Origin of the sequence: Sphaerotilus sulfidivorans, assembly GCF_013426975.1 — a bacterium.
In the GTDB taxonomy this organism is placed as follows: domain Bacteria; phylum Pseudomonadota; class Gammaproteobacteria; order Burkholderiales; family Burkholderiaceae_C; genus Sphaerotilus; species Sphaerotilus sulfidivorans.
Map to the genome: position 1 here is coordinate 63,632 of NZ_JACCPY010000016.1, position 20,483 is coordinate 84,114.

Here is a 20,483-nt window from a genome sequence, read left to right on the forward strand (position 1 = left end):
ATCGGCGAAAAGGAGGGGTGCATCAATGTAAATGCATGTAACATAATTTGTGAATTGATACACAGACACGCCCGACACAAGCCCTGACATGACCCCACTGACAGCACTGACCGCACTCCGACCGGGACCGCTGCTGGCCCGCATCCTCCTGGCTGCCGCGCTGGCGCTGCCTGGACTGACCGTCACCGTGCCCGCTGCGGCCCAGACCGCCTCCGCGCCGCAGGCGCTGGCCAGCGGCACCGCGGTCGGCGGCATTTCCGGCGCCTACGGCAGCCAGCGCCACTACACGATCGAGGTGCCTGCGGGCGCCCGCACGCTGTCGATCTCGATCGCGGGCAGTTCCGGCGACGCCGACCTGTATGTGCGGCGCGGCGCCCAGCCGACGCTGTCGACCTGGGATTACCGCCCCTACCGCAGCGGCTCGAACGAAGCGGTCTCGGTCAGTGCACCGGCGGCCGGCACCTGGCATGTGATGCTGCGCGGCTACAGCGCCTACAGCGGTCTGACGCTCAAGGCCACCCATGACGGCGGCGGCGGCTCGGCGGCGACGGTGGCTGCACCCACCTTCAGCCCGGCGCCGGGCACGCACTCCGGCCGCGTCAGCGTCAGCCTGGCCTCGGCCACGCCCGATGCGGTGATCCGCTACACCCTGGACGGCAGCACCCCGAGCACCGGCTCGGAGGTCTACACCGCACCGATCCTGGTCACCGCGACCACCCAGGTGCGTGCGGCGGCCTTTGCCGGCAGCCAGTCGGTCAGCAGCGTGAGCTCCGGCACCTACACCATCATCAATCCGGTGCAGACGCTGGCGATCGGCGCATCGATGGCCAATCTGGCCGGCGCCCAGGGCAGCGTGGCCAATTTCCGCGTCGCGGTGCCGGCGGGCGTCAGCAGCGTGAGCTTCTCGATCTCGGGCGGCAGCGGCGATGCCGACCTGCATGTGAAGTACGGGCAGCTCGCCACCACTTCGACCTGGGACCAGCGGCCCTACCTGTCGAGCAATGCCGAGACGGTCACGATCGCCACGCCGCGCGCGGGCGACTATTTCCTGATGCTGCACGGCTACCGCGCCTACTCCGGCGTGACGCTCAGGGCCACCCAGTCCGGCACCGCCAGCACCGGCAAGCCTGACATCACCATCGCGATGGACGCCGCCAATCCGCGCATCACCACCGAGACCTTCGCGGCGAATGCCTGCGAGATCGAGGAGGGCACCATCACCGCCGGCACGCACCGGCTGCTGCGCTTCAACACCCAGACGCGCAACATCGGCTCTGCCGATCTGGTGCTGGGCAATCCGGCCTCGAACAGCGCCTTCGAGTGGGGCGGCTGCCACGGCCATTACCACTTCCGCAGCTTCGCGCAGTACCGGCTGCTCGACAGCAGCGGTGCGGTGGTGCGCACCGGCAAGAAGGTGGGCTTCTGCCTGATGGACATCACCCGCATCGACAGCGGCGCCAACCCTTCGGCGCGCTACACCTGCAGCAACCAGGGCATCCAGGCCGGCTGGGCGGATGTCTACAGCTCCAACCTGTCGGGCCAGTGGATCGACATCACCGGCGTGCCGGCGGGCAGCTATGTGCTCGAGATCATCATGGATCCGATGAACCTGATCGACGAGCTCGACGAGAGTAACAACACGGGACGCCTGAATGTCACCATCCCCTGAGCCCTCACGTGCGCCGCGCCGCGTGGGGTCGGCCAGGCTGGTCGTGGCCGGGCTGGCACTGGCGGCGGTGGCCGGCACGGCCGTCTGGCTGACCCGCGATCGCACCGCTTCGGCTTCGCCGCAAGGCGGCGCCACGGCGAAGGCCGGATCGACGGAGGGCGGCCTGGTCGTCCCGGCCGGATCGACCGCCGGCTCGCCGTTCGGCGGCGGGGCATCGGCCGCGATCGTGCTGCCGGCGCTGCCGCCTGCGGCCCGAGCCACCGCCGGCGAGATCGGCCGGCTGGCCGCGCTGCCTCCGGGCGACGACGCGATCGCGCTGGCCCGCCGGCTCGAGGACACGGCCGATGCGGCCAGCCTGCCGGCCTGGCGCGAGGCGCTGCTGCGCAGCCCGCATCCGGCGGTCGAGCGCAGCGCCATCAGCGTGCTGGCCCGGCTGGCCGACGCCGAGACGATCACCGCGCTGGGCGAGGACTATGGCCGGCTGCCGCCTGAATGGCGCGGCCGCATCCTGCAGGTGCTCGAGCAGGCCACGCGGCCGGAGGCGCTCGACGGGCTGGTCCACATCGTCGAGGCCGACACCGGCGAGAAGCGCTCGGCGCTGGCGATGTCGGCCCTGCATGGGCTGGCCCATCTGGGCACGATGGACTCGACCGACTACCTGCTGCAGCAGGTGCGCAGCAGCAACATCGATCATGCGCTGATGGCGCTGGGCCGCGTCTCGAGCCGCCAGGGCGTCGAGATGACTCGCGCGGCAGCCGCCGGATCCCGCGGCTTCGAGGGGCTGGAAGCCGGCGTCCGTCAGGCCCTGCTGCGCAGCGCCGCGGCCGCGGAAGGGCAGCTCGCCCGGCCTTGAGTGGATCTGGCGCTCCAAAAGAAAAGGGGTGATTCCGAAATGGAATCACCCCTTCAAGAGTCTGGTGCCGGAGATAGGAGTCGAACCTACGACCTTCGCATTACGAATGCGCTGCTCTACCAACTGAGCTACACCGGCATCGGTGCAAGACTCACATTATAGGCCGGAAAGATCAGGCCTGGGAAGTCTTTTCGACGTCTTCCAGATGGTATTCGGTCACGCGGCGGACTTCGTTGCGCGAGCCCAGGATCACGCTGACGCGCTCGTGCAGCTTGGTGGGCTGGATGTCCATGATGCGCTGCGTGCCGTTGGTGGCCATGCCGCCGGCCTGCTCGATCAGGAAGGCCATCGGATTGGCCTCGTACATCAGGCGCAGCTTGCCCGGCTTGTTGGGTTCGCGCTTGTCCCACGGGTACATGAAGATGCCGCCGCGGGTCAGGATGCGGTGCACGTCGGCGACCATCGAGGCCACCCAGCGCATGTTGAAGTCCTTGCCTCTGGGGCCTTCCTTGCCGATCAGGCACTCGTCGATGTAGCGCTTCACCGGCGGGGCCCAGTGGCGCATGTTCGACATGTTGATCGCGAATTCCTTGGTGTCCTCGGGAATGGACACGTCCTTCTGCGTCAGCACCCACGAGCCGGTCTCGCGGTCGAGGGTGAACATCGCCACGCCCTGGCCGACGGTCAGCACCAGCGTGGTCTGCGGGCCGTAGACGCAGTAGCCGGCCGCAGCCTGCTGCTTGCCCGGCTGCATGAAGTCGTCCTCGGAGACGCCGCGGGTGTTGTTCACCTTGCGCAGCACCGAGAAGATCGTGCCGATCGAGACATTGACGTCGATGTTGGACGAGCCGTCGAGCGGGTCGAACATCAGCAGGTACTCGCCCTGCGGATAGCGGTTGGGCACCACATGGATGGTGTCCATTTCCTCGGAGGCCATCGCCGCGAGGTGGCCGCCCCATTCGTTGGCCTCGATCAGCACCTCGTTGGAGATGATGTCGAGCTTCTTCTGGACTTCGCCCTGGACGTTCTCGCTGTCGGCCGAGCCGAGCACCTCGCCGAGTTCGCCCTTGTTGACGGCGATCGCGATGCGCTTGCAGGCGCGCGCGACGATCTCGATCAGCAGGCGCAGCTGGGCCGGAATGTGGCCGTGCTCGCGCTGCTGCTCGACCAGGTACTGAGTGAGGCTGATGCGTTTGGGCATGGAATGACAGGGTTACAGGCAGGTTTCAGGATGGGCGCGATCCTACCGTTTCCGGAAGGCGCCGACCTGACGCCTTCCAGCCCGAGCCTCAGTCGGCCAGCGCGCGCGTGACGATTTCGCGGGTATCGGGCGAGAGTTCTGGCTTGGCGGCCACCTGCTCGATGGCGGCGCGCGCCAGCGTGCGGTAGGGCTCGGCCAGCGCGCGCCAGCGGTCCAGCGCCCGCGCCAGGCGCGAGGCCAGCTGCGGGTTGAAGCCGTCGATCTCGCGCACCTTCTCGGCCCAGAAGGCGTAGGCGCTGCCGTCGGCGCGGTGGAAGGCGCCGGGGTTGAGCGCGGTCATCGTCATCAGCAGGCTGCGTGCGCGGTTGGGATTGCGCAGCGAGTAGTCCGGATGCTTCGCCAGCGTGCGGATCCGCGCGAAGACCTCGCCGTCGTGCTCGGGCGCGGCGGCCTGCAGCGCGAACCACTTGTCGATCACCAGCGCCTCGCCGCGGAACATCGCGTGGAAGCGCTCGAGCGCGCCGGCAGCCAGCGGCGAGCGGCCGTGCACCAGCGCGGCCAGCGCGCCGAGGCGGTCGGTCATGTTGCCGGCGTCCTTGAAGCGCTGCAGCGCGCGGCCCGGCCAGACCGTGTCCCCGCGGGCGACCGCGTCGAGCACCAGGTTGGCCAGCGCCAGATTGGCCAGCGCGCGGCGTCCGCACGACACCGGGTCGGGCCGGTAGCCGCCGGTGCTGGCGTGCGCGTCCCACAGCGCCGCCCAGTCCTCGTGCAGCTCGCGGGCGAGCTGCGCGCGCATCGCCTCGCGCGCGGCGTGGATCGCCTGCGGATCGACCGGCTCGCCGGCCTCGGCCAGGCGCTCGGCCAGATAGCCCTCGCTGGGCAGCGTCAGCACCAGCTCCTTGAAGGCGCAGTCGAGCGCGGCGTCACGCAGCACCGCGCGCATCGCGTCGAGGTAGGCGGCATCGAGCACCAGCGGCGCGCCGGCGCGCACCGCGCCGAGCAGGCGGGCCACCGCCAGGCGCTGGCCGGCCTCCCAGCGGTTGAAGGCGTCGGTGTCGTGGCCGAGCAGCGTGAACAGCTCGGCTTCGCTGGCCTCCCATTCCAGGATGACCGGCGCAGAGAAGCCGCGCAGCAGCGAGGCCACCGGCGCGGCGTCCAGCGCGTCGAAGGTCCAGGACTGCTGTGCCGAGTCCAGCACCAGCACCCGCTCCGAGCCGGCCACCGGCGTGCCGTCGGCCTGCAGCAGGCCCATCGCCACCGGGATCACGAAGGGCCACTTGTCGGTCTGGCCGGGCGTGGCGGGCGTGTGCTGCGACAGCGTCAGCGTCCAGCTGCGCGTCTCGGCGTCGAAGCGGCCGGCGGCCTTCAGGCGCGGCGTGCCGGCCTGCGCGTACCAGCGCTTGAAGGCGTCCAGCCGGGTGGTCAGCGCGCTATCGGGATTGGCGTCGGCGATGGCCTGCGCGAAGTCGTCGCAGGTCACGGCCTGGCCGTCATGGCGCGCGAAGTACAGGTCCATGCCGCGGCGGAAGCCCTCGCGGCCGACCAGCGTGGCCATCATGCGCACCACCTCGGCGCCCTTGTCGTAGACGGTGGCGGTGTAGAAGTTGTCGATCGCCTGGTAGCTGTCCGGGCGCACCGGGTGGGCCATCGGGCCGGCGTCCTCGGGGAACTGCGTCTGGCGCAGGCCGCGCACGTCCTCGATGCGCTTGACCGCGCGTGCCGAGGGGCTGCCGGCCATGTCCTGGCTGAACTCCTGGTCGCGGTAGACGGTCAGGCCTTCCTTCAGGCTGAGCTGGAACCAGTCGCGGCAGGTGATGCGGTTGCCGGTCCAGTTGTGGAAGTACTCGTGGCCGACGACGCTCTCGATGTTGCCGAAGTCCACGTCGGTGGCGGTGGCGGGGCTGGCGAGCACGAACTTCGTGTTGAAGATGTTCAGGCCCTTGTTCTCCATCGCGCCCATGTTGAAGTCGCTCACCGCGACGATCATGAAGCGCTCCAGATCGAGCTTCAGGCCGAAGCGCGCCTCGTCCCAGGCGATCGACGCGATCAGCGAGTTCATCGCGTGCTCGGTCTTGTCCAGGTCGCCGGCGCGCACATAGACCTGCAGCGTGTGGTCCTGGCCGGAGCGGGTGCGGATCTTCTGCTCGCGGCAGACCAGGTCGGCCGCCACCAGCGCGAACAGGTAGCTGGGCTTGGGGTGCGGGTCGTGCCAGACCGCGAAGTGGCGACCCTTGTCGAGCGTGCCCGACTCCACCAGATTGCCGTTGGACAGCAGCATCGGAAAGCGCTTCGCGTCGGCCTTGAGCGTGACGCGGAACACCGCCATCACGTCCGGGCGGTCGGGAAAATAGGTGATGCGGCGAAAGCCCTGGGCCTCGCACTGGGTGAAGAAGCCGCCGCCCGAGGTGTAGAGGCCGCTGAGCTGGGTGTTCTTCTCCGGCGCGCAGGTGTTGCGGATCTCGAGCTGGAAGGGCTCGGCCGGCAGCTTGTCGAGCACCAGCTGGCCTTCCTCGAAGTGGAAGGACACGCTCTCGCCGTTGACCAGCACGCGGGTGAGCGTGATGTCCTCGCCGTCCAGGCGCAGCGGCTGGCCGGGGCGGTCGGCATTGGGCTCGACCTGCATGCGGCTGATGACCAGGGTCTTGGCCGGCTCCAGGTCGAAGCTCAGGTCGACCGTGCGGATCCAGTGGCTCGGCGCGACGTAGTCCTCGCGTCGGGTCAGGGTGTCAGTACCTTCACGCATGGCTTGTCTCGGGGTCCAGGCTGTTTGGCCGGTTGTGCGGCAGGCTGTGGGGCAGGGAATAGTCGGAGAAGTCCGCGATCGTCTCGACGACGTTCGGGAATCCGGCGAAGGCGTCGGCCGGCAGCGTGGTCGTCAGCGCGACCGCGGCCATGCCGCCGCGCCGCGCCGCCTCGATGCCGAGCGGCGCGTCCTCGAAGACCAGGCAGCGCGCGGGCTCCACGCCCAGGCGGCGGGCGGCCTCCAGGAAGATGTCGGGGTGCGGCTTGCCGCGCAGGCCGTCGGCCGGGCTGGTGATGGTGTCGACCAGCTCGCCCAGGCCGAAGCGCTCGCAGGCCAGCGCGATGTTGGCCGGCGGCGCGGCGGTGCAGATCGCCAGCTTCAGGCCGCGTTCGCGCGCCTGCGCCAGCACCGCGCGGGTGCCGGCGATCAGCTCGAGCTCGCGCACCGCGATCTCGCGGTAGATCGCCTCCTTGCGATCGGCCAGGCGCTCCAGCTCCGCCTCGTCGCGCGCCGGGAACAGGTCGCGCAGGATCTCGAGGTTGGTGCGTCCGGCGGTGGCGGCGAAGAAGCCGGCGTCGTCGAAGGGCAGGCCGAGCTCGGCATGCCATACCGCCCAGGAGCGGTCGTGCAGCGGCATGCTGTCGATCAGGGTGCCGTCCATGTCGAACAGCAGTGCGGCGGGAATCACGTCAGGGGTCATCGGGTCAGGTCCGGTGAGCGAGGTGAGGGCGCGCGCGAACTGCTGCGCGGTCGACGGCCGGCGGCGGGGTCAGAGACCCTGCTTCAGGCTCGCCTCGATGAAGGCGTCGAGATCGCCGTCGAGGACCTTCTGCGTCGCGGAGATTTCCACGTTGGTGCGCAGGTCCTTGATGCGGCTGTTGTCCAGCACGTAGGAGCGGATCTGGTGGCCCCAGCCGACGTCGGTCTTGGTGTCCTCCAGCTTCTGCTGCTCGGCCAGACGCTTCTTCATCTCGAAGTCGTACAGGCGCGAGCGCAGGCGCTTCCACGCCACGTCGCGGTTGCTGTGCTGGCTGCGGCCGTCCTGGCACTGCACGACGATGCCGGTCGGGATGTGCGTCAGGCGCACCGCCGAGTCGGTCTTGTTGATGTGCTGGCCGCCCGCGCCCGAGGCGCGGAAGGTGTCGGTGCGCACGTCGGACGGGTTGATCTCGATCTCGATCGAGTCGTCGATCTCCGGATAGACGAACAGCGACGCGAACGAGGTGTGGCGCCCGCCCGAGGAGTCGAACGGCGACTTGCGCACCAGGCGGTGCACGCCGGTCTCGGTGCGCAGGTGGCCGAAGGCGTAGTCGCCCTCGACCTTGATGGTCGCGCTCTTGATGCCGGCGGTGTCGCCCTCGGTCACGTCCTCGACCGTGGCGGTGAAGCCCTTGCGCTCGCAGTACTTCAGGTACTGGCGCAGCAGCATCGAGGCCCAGTCGCAGGCCTCGGTGCCGCCGGCGCCGGCCTGGATGTCGACGAAGCAGTTCATCGGATCGGCCGGATTCGAGAACATGCGGCGGAACTCGAGCCGCTCGATGGTCTCGCGCAGCGTGGCGGTCTCGGCCTCGATGGTGGCGAGGGAGTCGACGTCGTTCTCCTCCTTCGTCATCTCGTAGAGCTCGGTGTTGTCGGCCAGCTGGGTCGTCAGGTGGTCGATGGTCTCGACGACGGTCTCCAGCGAGCGCTTTTCCTTGCCGAGTTCCTGCGCGCGCTTCGGGTCGTTCCAGACCTCGGGGTTCTCCAGCGCGGCGTTGACCTCGGCCAGCTTCAGGGCTTTCTGGTCGTAGTCAAAGATACCCCCTTAGCGCGGTGGTGCGCTCGCTGAGGTCGGCCAGGGTGGCGCCGATGGCGTTGATTTGTTCGATGTCCATGATCTTCTCGTCCAGTGACAGAGAGCGATTTTGGCATGGCGGGGAGATGCGGGCGGGTGGCGCCGGCCTCAGCGCCGCGCGGCATGGCGCAGCAGCAGCGCATGGGCCGACTGTTCGGCCTTCAGGCTGTCCTGCACCCGGGCGCGCTGCGCCGGATCGCGCAGCGAGGCGGCGATGCGTTCGGCCACCGCCAGATGGCGCTGCATCAGCCCGAGCCGGGCCGCGAGCTGCTCGCGCACCGGCGCGCTGTCGGGCTGTGGCGGCCGGGCGAGCTGGCTGCGCAGCAGCTGCTGCACATCGACCGGCGCAAAGCCGGATTCGGCCACCTGATGCATGAACAGCCGGCCGGGATCGGGATCCGGCCGGGGGGCCGGCTGCGGACCTGGGCGCAGCAGCTCCAGCGAGGCGCGGATCAGCCCGGCCACCAGCAGACGGTGCTCGCGCAGCGAGGCGAGCGTGGCATGGCGGCGCAGCTCCTCGGCGCTGCGCCGCTGCTCCTGCTCGAGCTGCTCCGACTCGAGCGCCTGGCGCTGCAGATGGCGCTCGATCTCGCGCCGGTTGACCTCGAGCTGGCGCCGGACGCCCTGCAGCTCGCGCAGCTCGCGGTCGGCCTGCTGGCGCAGCGTGTCGAGCTGGCGCTGCTCGTCGTCGAGCAGGCGGCGGGTCTGCTCGATCTGGCGCTGCAGCCGCTCCAGCTCCTGGCGTTGTCGGGCCCGTGCCTGCGTGTCGGTCTCGATGCTCTCGCAGCGTCGTGCCAGCGCGGTGCAGATCGTGGCTGCGTCCGTGGTGTTGTCCGGCGCGGCCTGCCGGGGCGGAGCTGGCGGGCCGGCAGCCGGCGGCGGCAGTGCCTCCAGCAGATCGCCTGACGCCGGCAGGGCCGCGGGCGTGGGGTCCACCGTGACCGGGCTGGACGGCGCTGGCTCGGCCCGGACCGGCCGGGGCAGACTGCCCAGGACAAGCGACAGCAGCAGGAGCAGCACAGGCAGCACAGGCACGGGCTGCGGGAGCAGGGCCCGGGCCGGAGGCGACGACAGAAGGCGGGGCATGGCGGGCGCATTCTCGTGTCCGCTGATTTCCGGTCCGCATGCTGTCGCGGTCATTCACCATGGTTTCATTTTTGCAACCTTGGTTTCCCTGTCCCTCCATGGAGGGATCCGGTCGATCAGGTACCGCGACCAGCATGACTGGAATCGGTGGTGGCGTGATGAAGTTGGCATTGCGCCTGACATTCACCGCAGATCTGCAGGAGGCTCCGATGGCAGACGACACAGGAGACAGGGCAGCGCTCCGGCGCGGACGGCGGCTCGGCCTGCGCTCAGGGCTGGCGCTGCTGGGGGGCTGGTTCGGCGTGGTCTGGAAGGCGCTGGCGGTGCCGCCCTCGCTGACGGATCCGGAGCCGCGGCCCGGCGAGCGCTTCGGCGTCACGCTGGCGCGCATGGCGCCGCCGGACATCGACCCGGCCGGCCATCTGGTCAGCGAGAAGTACGACGGCGTGCGCGCGGTCTGGGATGGCCGCGCGCTGCGCACCCGTCACGGCCAGATCATCCAGGCGCCGGCGGCCTTCCTGGCGCGGCTGCCGGCGCAGGAGCCGCTCGATGGCGAACTCTGGCTCGGGCGCGGGCACGGGCGCTTCGATGCGGTCTCGGCGCTGGTGCGCCGGCGCCGTCCGGTCGAGGCCGACTGGGCGCAGATGGTCTACCTGGTCTTCGAGCTGCCGCGTGGCGGCGGCCGCTTCGACCAGCGTGTCGCGCGCCTGGCCGAGATCGTCGCGCAGCAGGACTGGCCGCAGCTGGTGGCCGTCGAGCAGCGGCGCATCGAGAGCCGCGAGGCACTGCGGGCCTGGCTCGACGAGGTGGTCGCTGCCGGTGGCGAGGGCCTGATGCTGCACCGTGCCGACGCGCCCTTCGTCGCCGGGCGCACCGACTGGCTGCTCAAGCTCAAGCCGGTGCAGGAGGACGAGGCGGTGGTCATCGGCCATACCCCGGGCGAGGGCCGGCTGTCGGGCCTGATGGGCGCGCTGCAGGTGCGCAATGCCGACGGCACCGTCTTCCTGATCGGCACCGGCTTCAGCGATGCGCAGCGCGCCGCGCCGCCGCCTGTGGGCAGCCGCATCGTCTACAGCTGCCGCGGCCAGACCCGCCACGGCCTGCCGCGCTTTCCCAGCTTCCTGCGCATCGGCGTGGAGCCGTGAGTGCGCACCCGGCGGGGCTGGCGGCCGGATCGGTTAAGGTGCCGGGCATGGCCGACGCAGACTTCACCTTCCTCTGGCACGACTACGAGACCTTCGGACGCGATCCCCGCCGTGATCGTCCCGCGCAGTTCGCCGCGATCCGCACCGACGCCGAGCTGCGCGAGATCGGGGCGCCGGTCATGCACTTCTGCCAGCCCGCGCCGGACTACCTGCCGGACCCGGAAAGCTGCCTGCTGACCGGCATCCTGCCGCAGCAGGCGCTGGCGCAAGGCCTGCCCGAGCATGCCTTCGCCGCCGCGATCGAGGCCGAGATGGCCCGGCCCGGCACCGTCGCGCTCGGCTACAACACGCTGCGCTTCGACGACGAGTTCACCCGCCACCTGTTCTGGCGCAACCTGATCGACCCCTACGCGCGCGAGTGGCAGAACGGCTGCGGCCGCTGGGATCTGGTCGATGTGGTGCGCTGCGCCTGGGCGCTGCGGCCGGAAGGCATGAACTGGCCGCGCCATCCGGACGGGCGGCCGTCCTTCCGGCTGGAAGACCTGAGCGTGGCCAACGGCATCGTGCACGAGGACGCGCATGACGCGCTGTCGGACGTGCGCGCCACCATCGGCCTGGCGCGGGCGCTGCGCCAGGCGCAGCCGCGGCTGTTCGACTTCTGCCTGGGCCTGCGCAGGAAGGAGGCGGTGCAGGCCGAGATCACCCGTGCGCAGTCGCAGGGGCGCCCGCTGCTGCACATCTCGGGCATGTACGGCGCCGAGCGCGGCGGGCTGGCACTGGTCTGGCCGCTGGCCACCCACCCGACCAACCGCAACGAGCTGATCGTCTGGGATCTCTCGCACGATCCCTCCGAGCTGCTGGGGCTGGACGCCGAGACGCTGCGCCTGCGCCTGTTCACCCGCGCCGACGCGCTGCCCGAGAGCGTGACGCGGCTGCCGGTCAAGACCATCCACATCAACAAGTGCCCGATCGTCATCTCCAACCTGAAGACGCTGACGCCTGAGCGCGCTGCGCACTGGGGGCTGGACCTGGACGCCTGCGCGCGCCATGCCGAGATCGCCGCGACGCAGGTGCGCACGCTTGGCGGCATCTGGGCCGAGGTCTTCGCGCGGCCCGAGGCGGAAGGCCTGCCCGACGCCGACGCCAGCCTCTACAGCGGCTTCCTGGACCACGAGGACCGGCGCCGGCTCGTGCGGCTGCGTGGCCTGAGCGAGGCGCAGTGGGCGGCCAGCGCAGGCCGCGCCCCGGCCTTCGACGACGAGCGGCTGGACGAGGTGGTCTGGCGCTACCGCGCGCGCAACTTCCCTGGCACGCTGACCGACGAGGAGCGCGCACGCTGGCAGGCGCACTGCGCCGCGCGGCTGATCGAGGGCCAGGCCGGCGCGATGACGCTGCAGCGCTTCCAGGAGCGCATCGACGCGCTGGCGGCCGAGCGCGAGGACGACGAGGCCGCGATGGACCTGCTCGGCGCGCTGGTCGACTACGGCGAGCAGATCGCGCCGGAGGCGGACTGAGGCGCACGGCCCCAGGGCCGGGGCTTCAGCGCTGGCTGCGCGCCTTCTTCTTGTCGAACTCGGAGAGCTGCGCCTTCAGCAGCATCATCAGCGTGCGCGCGTCGGCCTCGCTCATGCTCAGCATGTGCGAGGGCTCCTGGCCCTCGGGCGTGTTGCGGGGAACCAGCAGGGCGTCGAACTTGACATTGACCAGGCCGTGCGTGCTCGCGGCGGCCTTGTAGCGCTGGACTTCGAGGGTATAGGTCTTGATTGCCATGCGCCGATCGTAGCTGCTGCGCGCGCGCAGGCCCGCCGCGGTGGTGGCACACTCCCGCGCCTGCTCACCGCGCCCGCCAGAAAAAGGAGTCTCGACATGGCCATCCAGTGGTTCCCCGGTCACATGCACCTGACGCGTCAGGCCATCCTCGCGCGCGTGAAGGACGGCATCGACGTGGTGATCGAGCTGCTCGATGCGCGTGCGCCCGGCTCCAGCGCCAATCCGCTGATCGCCAGCCTGACCCAGGACCGGGCGACGCTGAAGGTGCTCAACAAGCAGGATCTGGCCGATCCGGCGCGCACCGAGGCCTGGCTGGCGCACTACAACAGCCAGCCCGACACCCGCGCGATCGGGCTGGACGCCAGCGTCACCGCGCCGGCGCAGCGCCTGATCACCGCCTGCCGCGAACTCAAGCCCAACCGAACCGGCCTGGACAAGCCGATGCGGGTGCTGATCTGCGGCATCCCGAACGTCGGCAAGTCGACGCTGATCAACACGCTGACCGGCAAGCGTGCCGCCAAGACCGGCGACGAGCCCGGCATCACCAAGACCGAGCAGCGCATCGCGCTGGCCAAGGACTTCTATCTGTTCGACACGCCCGGCATGCTGTGGCCGAAGATCCTGGTCGAGCAATGCGGCTTCCACCTGGCCGCCACCGGCGCGGTCGGCCGCAACGCGATCGAGGAAGAGGTGGTCGCCGAGGTGCTGATCGGCCGGCTGCGCCGCGACTATCCCGGCGCGCTCGAGGCGCGCTACAAGCTGCAGGCGGCCGACACCGCGGCGATGAACGACGCCGAGATGCTGATCGCCATCGGCAGGAAGCGCGGCGCGGTGCTCTCGGGCGGGCGCATCAATCTGCAGAAGGCCGCCGAGATCGTGCTGCATGAATTCCGCGCCGGCCTGCTCGGGCGCATCACGCTGGAGCTGCCCGAGGAGCACCTGGCGCTGATGGCGGCCGCCGAGCAGGCCGAGGCCGCGCTGCAGGCCGAGCGGCTGGAGAAGAAGCGCAACCGCCGCGGCCGCTCCTCGCGCGATGCGCAGCCCGACGGCGACACCTCCGGCGAGAGCGAAGGCGACAGCGACAGCGAAGGCGGCGGCGGCGAGGCCTGATGCGCCCCGGCGCGCGGGCCGGTGCGGCTGGCGCTCAGCAGCTCGAGCTGCCGCAGCCGCTGTTCTCGGTCACCGGCTCGCCGTCCTCGGCGGTGGCGCCGCCGCGCGGCGGGTTGGTCATCACGCCGCTTCGGACGTCATAGCCGACGTCTTCCATCGAGCCCGCCAGCCCCGCATCGGCGGCCTGGGCGTGGTTCTCGAACCAGGTCATCAGCTCGGGCAGCAGCCGGCCGATCAGGTCGCTCTGGCCTTCGGCATGCTGGCGGCGTACCTCGCGCATCACCGCCAGCACCTGGCCGTGCTGCGAGCTGTGGCAGTTGTCGGCGCTGAAGCCCAGGTCCTTCATCCAGCGGTCTTCCTGCGCGAAGTGCTCGACGGTGTGCTCGAGCATCGCGTCATAGCGCGCCAGCAGCTCGTCCTGCGGGCCCGCGAGCGCGGCCTGCACCTGCGCGAGGTGGTCGACGAACTCGCGGTGCGTCGCATCCATCTCGGGGTGGTGGTTGAGGAGCTGATCGTTCCAGGCGATCGCGGTGGTGATCTCGGACATGGTGGCGGCTTCCTGGCGGGAAGGGGCGGGACGCGAAGCAGGGGACACGGGCGGCACAGGCGTGCAGACCGTCCACCCTAGCAGGCGAGCGGTCCGGCGCGCTTGATGCCGGGCAAGCGGGCGAGGATAACCGGTGCCGCCCGCCGTCATCCCGGCACGCTGGATTCGTGCCGTTTGGCAGTGCTACCATGGCCACATGGCCAACCTCCTGATCGACACCCGCAACGCCGTGCGCCAGGGCCTGCCGTACTCGGTCTTCGAGTCGGTCGCCACGCAGCTCGACATGGCGCCGCAGCAGATCACCCAGGTGCTCGGCATTCCGCTGCGCACGCTGGCCCGCCGCAAGACCGAGCACCGCTTCACACCGCAGGAGTCCGACCGGCTCTACCGACTGTCGCGCACGATCGAGCAGGCCACCGAGGTGCTCGGTTCGGCCGAGAAGGCGCGCCGCTGGCTGAAGTCGCCCAACCGGGCGCTCGGCGGCGAGGTGCCGTTCGACCTGCTCGACACCGACATCGGCGCGCACCAGGTCGCGGAGGTGCTGGTGCGCCTCGATCACGGCATCTTCAGCTGACCCGGGGCGGGCGTTGAAGGTCTGGCGCCTGTGCCGTCAGCCGTTTGCCGCGACGGCGCTGGAAGGGATCGGCGGGCTCCACGCCAGCGGGCGCTGGCACCGGCGGGGGCGGCCGATCGTCTATGCGGCCAGCTCGGCGGCGCTGGCTGCGCTGGAGGTGCTGGTGCATGTCGATCCGCTCGACGCGCCCGACGATCTGCGTCTGCTGACGATCGAGCTGCCGGACGACATCGGCATCGAGCGGGTCGAGGTGGCCGACCTGCCGGCCCGCTGGATCCAGGTGCCGGCGCCCGACGAGCTGGCCGCGCTCGGCACCGACTGGCTGATGTCGCGGCGCAGCGTGGCGCTGAGCGTGCCGTCGGCGGTGATTCCGATCGAGCGCAATCTGCTGCTCAATCCGCGTCATCCCGGCATCGAGCGCGTGCGTGTCGTCGACGACACGCCGTTCACCTTCGACCCGCGGCTGCTTCAGGGGTAGAGCCCGCGCTCCTGGCGCGCCATCAGGATGCGCTCGCAGGCCACCGCGAAGGTGGCGGTGCGCAGCGTGATCTTGTGGCGGTCGGCGGTGTCCCAGATGCGGCGCAGCGCATCCACCATGATCTTGTCCAGGCGCAGGTTGATCTCGTCCTCGGTCCAGAAGAAGGACGAGAAGTCCTGCACCCACTCGAAGTAGGACACCGTGACACCGCCGGCGTTGCAGATCACGTCGGGCACGACCAGGATGCCGCGCTCGGCCAGCGCATCGTCGGCGTCCGGATGGGTCGGGCCGTTGGCACCCTCCAGCACCAGACGCGCCTTCAGGCGGTTGGCGCGCGCCAGCGTGATCTGGCCTTCCAGCGCGGCCGGGATCAGGATGTCGCAGTCGGTGTCCCAGAAGGCCTCGTCGTCGATGCGCTCGGCTTGCGTGAAGGCGCCCGCGCCGCCGTCGCGGCGTACCACCTCCATCAGCGCGCCCATGTCCATGCCGGCCGGATTGGCGATCGTGCCGGTGTGGTCCTGCACCGCGACGATCTTCGCGCCGGCGCCGACGAACATCTCGGCCGCGGCCGAGCCGACATTGCCGAAGCCCTGCACCGCCACGCGGGCGCCGTCCAGGTTCAGATGGATGCGCCGCGCGGCTTCGCGGCCGGTGACGAACACGCCGCGGCCGGTGGCCTTGACCCGACCGAGCGATCCGCCCAGATGCACCGGCTTGCCGGTGACCACGCCGGTGGCGGTGCCGCCGACGTTCATCGAGTAGGTGTCCATCATCCAGGCCATGACCTGCGGGTTCGTGCCCACGTCCGGCGCCGGGATGTCCTGCTGCGGGCCGATGACCAGGCCGATCTCGCTGGTGTAGCGCCGGGTCATGCGCTCGAGTTCCTTGTGCGAGAGCTGGCGCGGATCGACCCGGATGCCGCCCTTGGCGCCGCCGTAGGGCAGGTTGACCGCAGCGTTCTTGACCGTCATCCAGGCCGAGAGCGCCATCACCTCTTCCAGCGTCACCGCCGGGTGGTAGCGCACGCCGCCCTTGCCGGGGCCGCGGCTGAGGTTGTGCTGCACGCGGTAGCCCTCGAAGTGGCGCACCGTGCCGTCGTCCATCTCGATCGGCACGTCGACGATCAGCGCGCGCTTGGGCCGCTTGAGCGTCTCGCCCCAGCGTGCCAGCGGGCCGAGGTAGGGCAGCACCCGGTCGACCTGGGACAGGTAGGTGCCCCAGGCGCTGTGCGGGTCGGGCGTGATGAAGGAAAGCGTGTCGTGCATGAAAAGCCTCGTTGTGGCGAGTTCGATGAAGATCGAGCCGTTTTTGAGCCTGTTGGGCTCGTGCGGCACGTCATCGGCGTCACTGTAGACAAGGAGGCGATCCGGTTTCCGTCGATTCCATGCAAGATGTGCATGGATTCCTCGCCTGGCTGACGAGGTGCTGACATGCACCGTGCGGGTGCATCCATTCGGGGCAACCATGAGGCGGCCCGGTACGAACTCACAGCATGCGCGGAATCTGCGACGAGTGGTGGTGCAGGATCGGCTGCGGGCGGGCGAGGTCGACGACGTAGCTGAAGCGCGCCTCGAAGTTCAGCAGCTCGCCGTCGACCATGAAGCGCCAGTTGTAGATGCCGCCCAGCGTGAAGAGCTGGCCGGGCAGTTCCTGCACCAGCAGCGTCTTCTCGTGCAGCGCGATGCTGAGTTCCTCGCGGCTGCCGAGCTTCTCGAAATAGTCGCGCAGCTTCTCGGGCGTGTTCAGCAGCCGGTTCGAGAAGGTCGGGATCAGCACGGCCTGCGGGTCGTAGAGGCCGAGCAGCGCCTTGACATCGCCGTGGTTGACGGCCTGCATCCAGCGGTCGAGCACGTCGCGGGGGGTGTTCATCGGGGTCTGGGTAGAAGAAGTCATGGCCGCGATGCTAGAAGCGCCTTGACCTCAGTAAAAGTCGATTCTTGTGCGGCACAACATAGACTCGACTCTATGAATACCACCTTCCGCCAGCTCCGTCTCTTTCTCGCGCTGGCCGAGCAGGGCAGCGTCAGCGCCGCGGCGCGCGCGCTGCATGTGACGCAGCCGACCGCGTCGATGCAGCTGCGCGAGATCCAGGAGGCGGCCGGGCTGCCGCTCTACACGCTGGTCGGCCGGCGGGTGCAGCTCACCGAGGCGGGCGAGGCGCTGGCCGCCACCGCCCGGCGCATGCTCGACGACTGGATCGACTGGGAGCAGCAGCTCGCGGCGTGGAAGGGTCTGGCGAGTGGCCGGCTGCGGGTGGCGGTGGTGAGCACTGCGAAGTATTTCGTGCCGCGCCTGCTGGGCAGCTTCTGCGCGCAGTACCCGGACATCGACATCCGGCTGGAGGTGCTCAACCGCGACGGCGTGGTGCAGCGCCTGCGCGAGCAGCGCGACGATCTGGCGATCATGTCGATGCCGCCGGCCGATCTGGCGCTGGACGACGCGGTCTTCCTGTCCAACCCGCTGGTGCTGATCGCGCCGGGCGATCACCCGCTGGCGCAGGCCGAGGCGCTGACGCTCGACGACCTGGCCGGCGAGCGCTTCATCCTGCGCGAGCGCGGCTCCGGCACCCGCATGGCCGCCGACGCGCATTTCCGCGCCGCCGGTTTCCGGCCGCAGCTGCGCCTGGAGCTGGGCAGCAACGAGGCGATCAAGGAAGCGGTGGCCGGCGGCCTGGGCCTGTCGGTGCTCTCGGCCCACACGCTGCACGGTCGCGCACGCGAGCACGGCGTGCAGGTGCTGCCGGTGGCCGGCTTCCCGCTGGTCGGGCACTGGCATGTGGTGCACCGCCAGGGCCGCGCGCTCAGCCCGGTGGCGCGGGTGTTCCGCGAGCATCTGCTGAGTCAGGCGGGGCGGGTGGCGGCGGAGGTGGCTGCTGGGGGGTGAGGTTGGCGCTGCCGTGCTGACGGAGTGTGAAATAAGTCCGTAGACGGAAAATCTGGTAATGGGTATGCTGGTATGCTTTTAATCGGTTCCGGAGAAGTTCTTTACTAACCCGGCAGGGTTATCTTAATGAAATCAATGACTTGGCTGAACTTTTTGGGTAGAGGACTTCTATGAAGCCGCTTGCAAAAATGTGCAACAACCATTAAGTCGCTGCAAATGAATATGTTTATGTTTTGCAGGGAAGTTATTTTATGAGTGATAATTAAATTTATTTTGACATAATACTGAGGTTGAAGATAAATTAATGCGCTTTGTGCGCCCAAGGAAAATTAAGTGGATTTAAGTGGACTGTTGGATAGCATTAATCCTGAAGATAATAAAGCAAATCAGGCAAATGCAAACAAAGGAACAAATGGAACGAATAGGCAATATGATCAAGTCCAAGGGAATCGCGGGAAGCAACTTAATCCGAATAAAAATCCAACGATGCTGCACAAATATGAGATGTGTGAAGATGAAGAGGATATTGATGGTGATGTGTATTGGTGCGATGGCAGCGATTAGCTGATTAAAATATGGAAAGTCTGTGCGAGTTGCTTGGTAATCCTGGCCGCAGCGGCCAGCGTGGCGCGTGCCCGAACAGGCCTCCATGCCGATGGCGCAGGGCGGCAGCCTGGCCACCAGCTCGGCGAGCTGATCGCGCCGGACCTGCGGACGCACCAGGCACGGCTTGCCGGTCGCATCCACGCCGTGCAGCACGAAGACATTCTTAGCCAGATCGATCCCGAGAAACACCTCCGTCATGGTCATCTCCTTGCGGCCCGCAGCCGCGGGTTGAGCTTTTGCCGCCCCATGGTGCGCGCTGGGCAAGCGCTGCGCCTATTGGCAGAATCCTCTGTGCCGGGTTCGGTGCGAGGGGATGGCCCTTTCATTCGTTATGCATGAGGCCAACCGTGATATGCCACCACCGATAGGAGATTGGCTTACTCAGCATCAAAAGGATGCTCACTTCTTTCTTGAAAACCTCCGGGGAGCTGAGTTTCATTGGTTCTTCATCCAAGCGGTCAATGCACTGGAGCATGATCTGTATATTCCCGCCGTTAGCTCACTGTTCAATGGCGTTGAAGCCACTCTTCGAGTGACACTGCAACAGATTGCTGACCCTCACGTCCCGCAAGCACCTTCACCTTATCGAGTTCTTAGCAATAGGCTAATTCTGGACGCACACGCTCACGGCATGCCGGTGGAGAAGTTGGCGTTCGCGGGTGAAAGTAACTTCTTTGAAAAACTGCAATCAGAGAAACCAGCGCGGGTTGATGTTGAAATCGTTCGACTGAGAAACGACATTTGCCACGGCAATGTCTTCGAATTCATCAACCGAGAACTAGGTGAAGGAAATCATTTCTTCACCCCGGAATGCCTCCGGGACTTGGCTGCGTCCCTGTTGGAAATTTCCAAACAATGGGCATTGGCACTCGGAAAATTTAGGCATGAACGATTTCACGAATATTAGGTGGTCAATCGGACCTGTGCGAAAAGCCGCGCAGGCCGGTTAATTCGACTACAAGGGCATCCTCGCAAAATCAACAAACCTCTCTGGTGGGTTTTTCTGAAACCCGCGTGAGTAGCTTCCAAATGACCCGGCCAACGCATACAAAACCAGCGGCTGGCAGGGAAAGCAAGTTGCGGACTGCAAAACTACAACCGGGCTTTGCTGAGACTGTCTGTGCCGCTGACCCTGATGAGAGAAATGTGCGGGAGATGGTTGAGCAGATTGATCCCCAGAAACACCACCGTCATGGTCATCTCCTTGCGGTTTGCGGCCGCATGTTGAGCCTTTGTCGCCCCATGGTGCGCGCTGGGCAAGTGCGGCGCCTGTTGGCAGAATCCTCTGTGCTGGGCTCGGTGCGAGGGGATGGCCCTTTCATTCGTTAGGCTTTTCATATGCGTACCCCATGGTTCGACACGGAGATCGCCATCATTGGTGGTTTAGTCCTAGCGATTGATCAGCAACTATCCGAAATTTGCAAGAAGGCCGTGTCTACTGAAGGCGCAGACGAGTTCGGGTATTACGATGCTGCAGAACACGCCACAGGACTCGGACTTGTGGCATGCCAAACAGTCATCGCTACAGTTTGCGGCAGACTGGGTATTGAGAAATCTACGGCGTTCAAGCTTGGACCGGTGCACGCTGGAGGACTCACTAAAGTCCAGATCATCAATCACGCGGCAAACTATTGGAAACACAACAGTGAGTGGTCGCATGAACGAACAGACAAGCGGCGCGAGGCGATTGCGCGTGCATTCGATTCAGTTGGCTTTCCAGTTGGCATAGACTATCCTCTTTCCGGAGTTCTTACAGAGTTGGCGGCACCAGAATATGCATCGTTGAGTGCGGTGCTTTCTGTTTTGGAAGAGTGGAAATCTACTGTCATAAACTCATTGCCATGAGTGCATCCACGTGGCTCTGTTGCACAAAGCGAGCGTCCGAGCGCTCGTAGACTGACGCGGTGAGCGAAGCCAAGAAGAAGCGGACGAAGTACCGCACGACGAACTGGAAGGCCTACAACGCGGCGCTGAAGGCGCGGGG

19 protein-coding genes, 1 tRNA gene and 1 pseudogene are annotated in these 20,483 nt (G+C 67.7%); 10 read left to right on the forward strand and 11 right to left on the reverse strand.

The window, feature by feature from the left end; genetic code table 11:
* Nucleotides 1–88 precede the first annotated feature (88 nt).
* Entirely contained in the window at nucleotides 89–1,669 is a 1,581-nt protein-coding gene (locus HZU84_RS20975) for a pre-peptidase C-terminal domain-containing protein (protein WP_149504113.1), read from the forward strand.
* A complete protein-coding gene (locus tag HZU84_RS11440) occupies nucleotides 1,653–2,522 on the forward strand; it encodes a HEAT repeat domain-containing protein (protein WP_149504112.1) in 870 nt (289 codons plus the stop codon). The genes HZU84_RS20975 and HZU84_RS11440 overlap by 17 nt, the downstream gene beginning before the upstream one ends.
* 62 nt (nucleotides 2,523–2,584) lie before the next feature.
* Here HZU84_RS11440 and HZU84_RS11445 read toward each other — a convergent pair.
* The 6 genes from HZU84_RS11445 to HZU84_RS11470 form a co-directional block, all read right to left on the reverse strand.
* Nucleotides 2,585–2,660: transfer RNA gene (locus HZU84_RS11445), tRNA-Thr, on the reverse strand.
* A gap of 34 nt (nucleotides 2,661–2,694) precedes the next feature.
* Complete coding sequence (locus HZU84_RS11450) at nucleotides 2,695–3,723, reverse strand: class 1 fructose-bisphosphatase (RefSeq protein WP_149504111.1); 1,029 nt, start codon at nucleotides 3,721–3,723, stop codon at nucleotides 2,695–2,697.
* Nucleotides 3,724–3,811: 88 nt separating this feature from the next.
* Complete coding sequence (gene pepN / locus HZU84_RS11455; RefSeq protein ID WP_149504110.1) at nucleotides 3,812–6,466, reverse strand: aminopeptidase N; 2,655 nt, start codon at nucleotides 6,464–6,466, stop codon at nucleotides 3,812–3,814.
* Nucleotides 6,459–7,166 carry an HAD family hydrolase gene (locus HZU84_RS11460; protein WP_149504109.1) on the reverse strand — a complete coding sequence of 236 codons (708 nt, stop codon included), beginning with the start codon at nucleotides 7,164–7,166 and terminating at the stop codon, nucleotides 6,459–6,461. Before HZU84_RS11460 ends, pepN begins: the two co-directional genes overlap by 8 nt.
* Nucleotides 7,167–7,235: 69 nt before the next feature.
* Nucleotides 7,236–8,340 (reverse strand): peptide chain release factor 2 gene (gene prfB / locus HZU84_RS11465; RefSeq protein WP_149504108.1). Its coding sequence is split into 2 segments (ribosomal slippage): nucleotides 7,236–8,258 and nucleotides 8,260–8,340, totalling 1,104 coding nucleotides; the frame shifts between segments, so codons are not numbered across the junction.
* Between the two features lie 68 nt (nucleotides 8,341–8,408).
* Complete coding sequence (locus tag HZU84_RS11470; protein ID WP_149504107.1) at nucleotides 8,409–9,335, reverse strand: coiled-coil domain-containing protein; 927 nt, start codon at nucleotides 9,333–9,335, stop codon at nucleotides 8,409–8,411.
* Between the two features lie 260 nt (nucleotides 9,336–9,595).
* On the opposite strand from HZU84_RS11470, the gene HZU84_RS11475 reads away from it, so the two are divergent.
* Nucleotides 9,596–10,531 (forward strand): DNA ligase, encoded by a 936-nt coding sequence (locus HZU84_RS11475; protein ID WP_149504106.1) that lies wholly within the window; start codon nucleotides 9,596–9,598, stop codon nucleotides 10,529–10,531.
* A gap of 47 nt (nucleotides 10,532–10,578) precedes the next feature.
* Complete coding sequence (sbcB, locus tag HZU84_RS11480) at nucleotides 10,579–12,045, forward strand: exodeoxyribonuclease I (protein WP_149504105.1); 1,467 nt, start codon at nucleotides 10,579–10,581, stop codon at nucleotides 12,043–12,045.
* Nucleotides 12,046–12,070: 25 nt separating this feature from the next.
* Here the strand turns inward: sbcB and HZU84_RS11485 are convergent, their stop codons facing one another.
* The gene (locus HZU84_RS11485; RefSeq protein WP_149504104.1) at nucleotides 12,071–12,301 is read right to left on the reverse strand and encodes a hypothetical protein; all 231 of its coding nucleotides are present in this window, start codon (nucleotides 12,299–12,301) and stop codon (nucleotides 12,071–12,073) included.
* Between the two features lie 96 nt (nucleotides 12,302–12,397).
* Here HZU84_RS11485 and ylqF point away from each other — a divergent pair, with 96 nt between their 5' ends.
* Nucleotides 12,398–13,411, forward strand: a complete 1,014-nt coding sequence (gene ylqF / locus HZU84_RS11490) for a ribosome biogenesis GTPase YlqF (RefSeq protein WP_149504103.1) — start codon at nucleotides 12,398–12,400, stop codon at nucleotides 13,409–13,411.
* A gap of 34 nt (nucleotides 13,412–13,445) precedes the next feature.
* Here the strand turns inward: ylqF and HZU84_RS11495 are convergent, their stop codons facing one another.
* Entirely contained in the window at nucleotides 13,446–13,958 is a 513-nt protein-coding gene (locus HZU84_RS11495) for a hemerythrin domain-containing protein (RefSeq protein ID WP_180692919.1), read from the reverse strand.
* 196 nt (nucleotides 13,959–14,154) lie between these two features.
* On the opposite strand from HZU84_RS11495, the gene parS reads away from it, so the two are divergent.
* Together parS and HZU84_RS11505 are read left to right on the forward strand one after the other, a co-directional pair.
* Nucleotides 14,155–14,532 (forward strand): type II RES/Xre toxin-antitoxin system antitoxin, encoded by a 378-nt coding sequence (gene parS / locus HZU84_RS11500; protein WP_149504101.1) that lies wholly within the window; start codon nucleotides 14,155–14,157, stop codon nucleotides 14,530–14,532.
* Between the two features lie 13 nt (nucleotides 14,533–14,545).
* Nucleotides 14,546–15,010 (forward strand): RES family NAD+ phosphorylase, encoded by a 465-nt coding sequence (locus HZU84_RS11505; protein ID WP_149504100.1) that lies wholly within the window; start codon nucleotides 14,546–14,548, stop codon nucleotides 15,008–15,010.
* On the opposite strand, the gene HZU84_RS11510 is transcribed toward HZU84_RS11505, so the two are convergent.
* Together HZU84_RS11510 and HZU84_RS11515 are read right to left on the reverse strand one after the other, a co-directional pair.
* Nucleotides 15,001–16,275 (reverse strand): Glu/Leu/Phe/Val family dehydrogenase, encoded by a 1,275-nt coding sequence (locus tag HZU84_RS11510; protein WP_149504099.1) that lies wholly within the window; start codon nucleotides 16,273–16,275, stop codon nucleotides 15,001–15,003. The genes HZU84_RS11505 and HZU84_RS11510 overlap by 10 nt on opposite strands.
* Before the next feature lie 220 nt (nucleotides 16,276–16,495).
* Nucleotides 16,496–16,879, reverse strand: coding sequence for a nuclear transport factor 2 family protein (locus HZU84_RS11515; protein WP_149504098.1), 384 nt, complete (start codon nucleotides 16,877–16,879; stop codon nucleotides 16,496–16,498).
* Between the two features lie 96 nt (nucleotides 16,880–16,975).
* Here HZU84_RS11515 and HZU84_RS11520 point away from each other — a divergent pair, with 96 nt between their 5' ends.
* Nucleotides 16,976–17,893 (forward strand): LysR family transcriptional regulator, encoded by a 918-nt coding sequence (locus HZU84_RS11520; protein ID WP_149504097.1) that lies wholly within the window; start codon nucleotides 16,976–16,978, stop codon nucleotides 17,891–17,893.
* 615 nt (nucleotides 17,894–18,508) lie between these two features.
* Here the strand turns inward: HZU84_RS11520 and HZU84_RS11525 are convergent.
* Nucleotides 18,509–18,697 (reverse strand): annotated as a pseudogene (locus HZU84_RS11525) (IS110 family transposase); the annotation flags it as partial.
* A gap of 115 nt (nucleotides 18,698–18,812) precedes the next feature.
* On the opposite strand from HZU84_RS11525, the gene HZU84_RS11530 reads away from it, so the two are divergent.
* Both HZU84_RS11530 and HZU84_RS11535 read left to right on the forward strand, forming a co-directional pair.
* On the forward strand, nucleotides 18,813–19,406 hold the full coding sequence (locus tag HZU84_RS11530; RefSeq protein ID WP_219340924.1) for a hypothetical protein: 594 nt from the start codon (nucleotides 18,813–18,815) through the stop codon (nucleotides 19,404–19,406).
* A 431-nt stretch (nucleotides 19,407–19,837) separates the two neighbouring features.
* Entirely contained in the window at nucleotides 19,838–20,344 is a 507-nt protein-coding gene (locus HZU84_RS11535; RefSeq protein ID WP_149504096.1) for a hypothetical protein, read from the forward strand.
* Nucleotides 20,345–20,483: the final 139 nt, after the last annotated feature.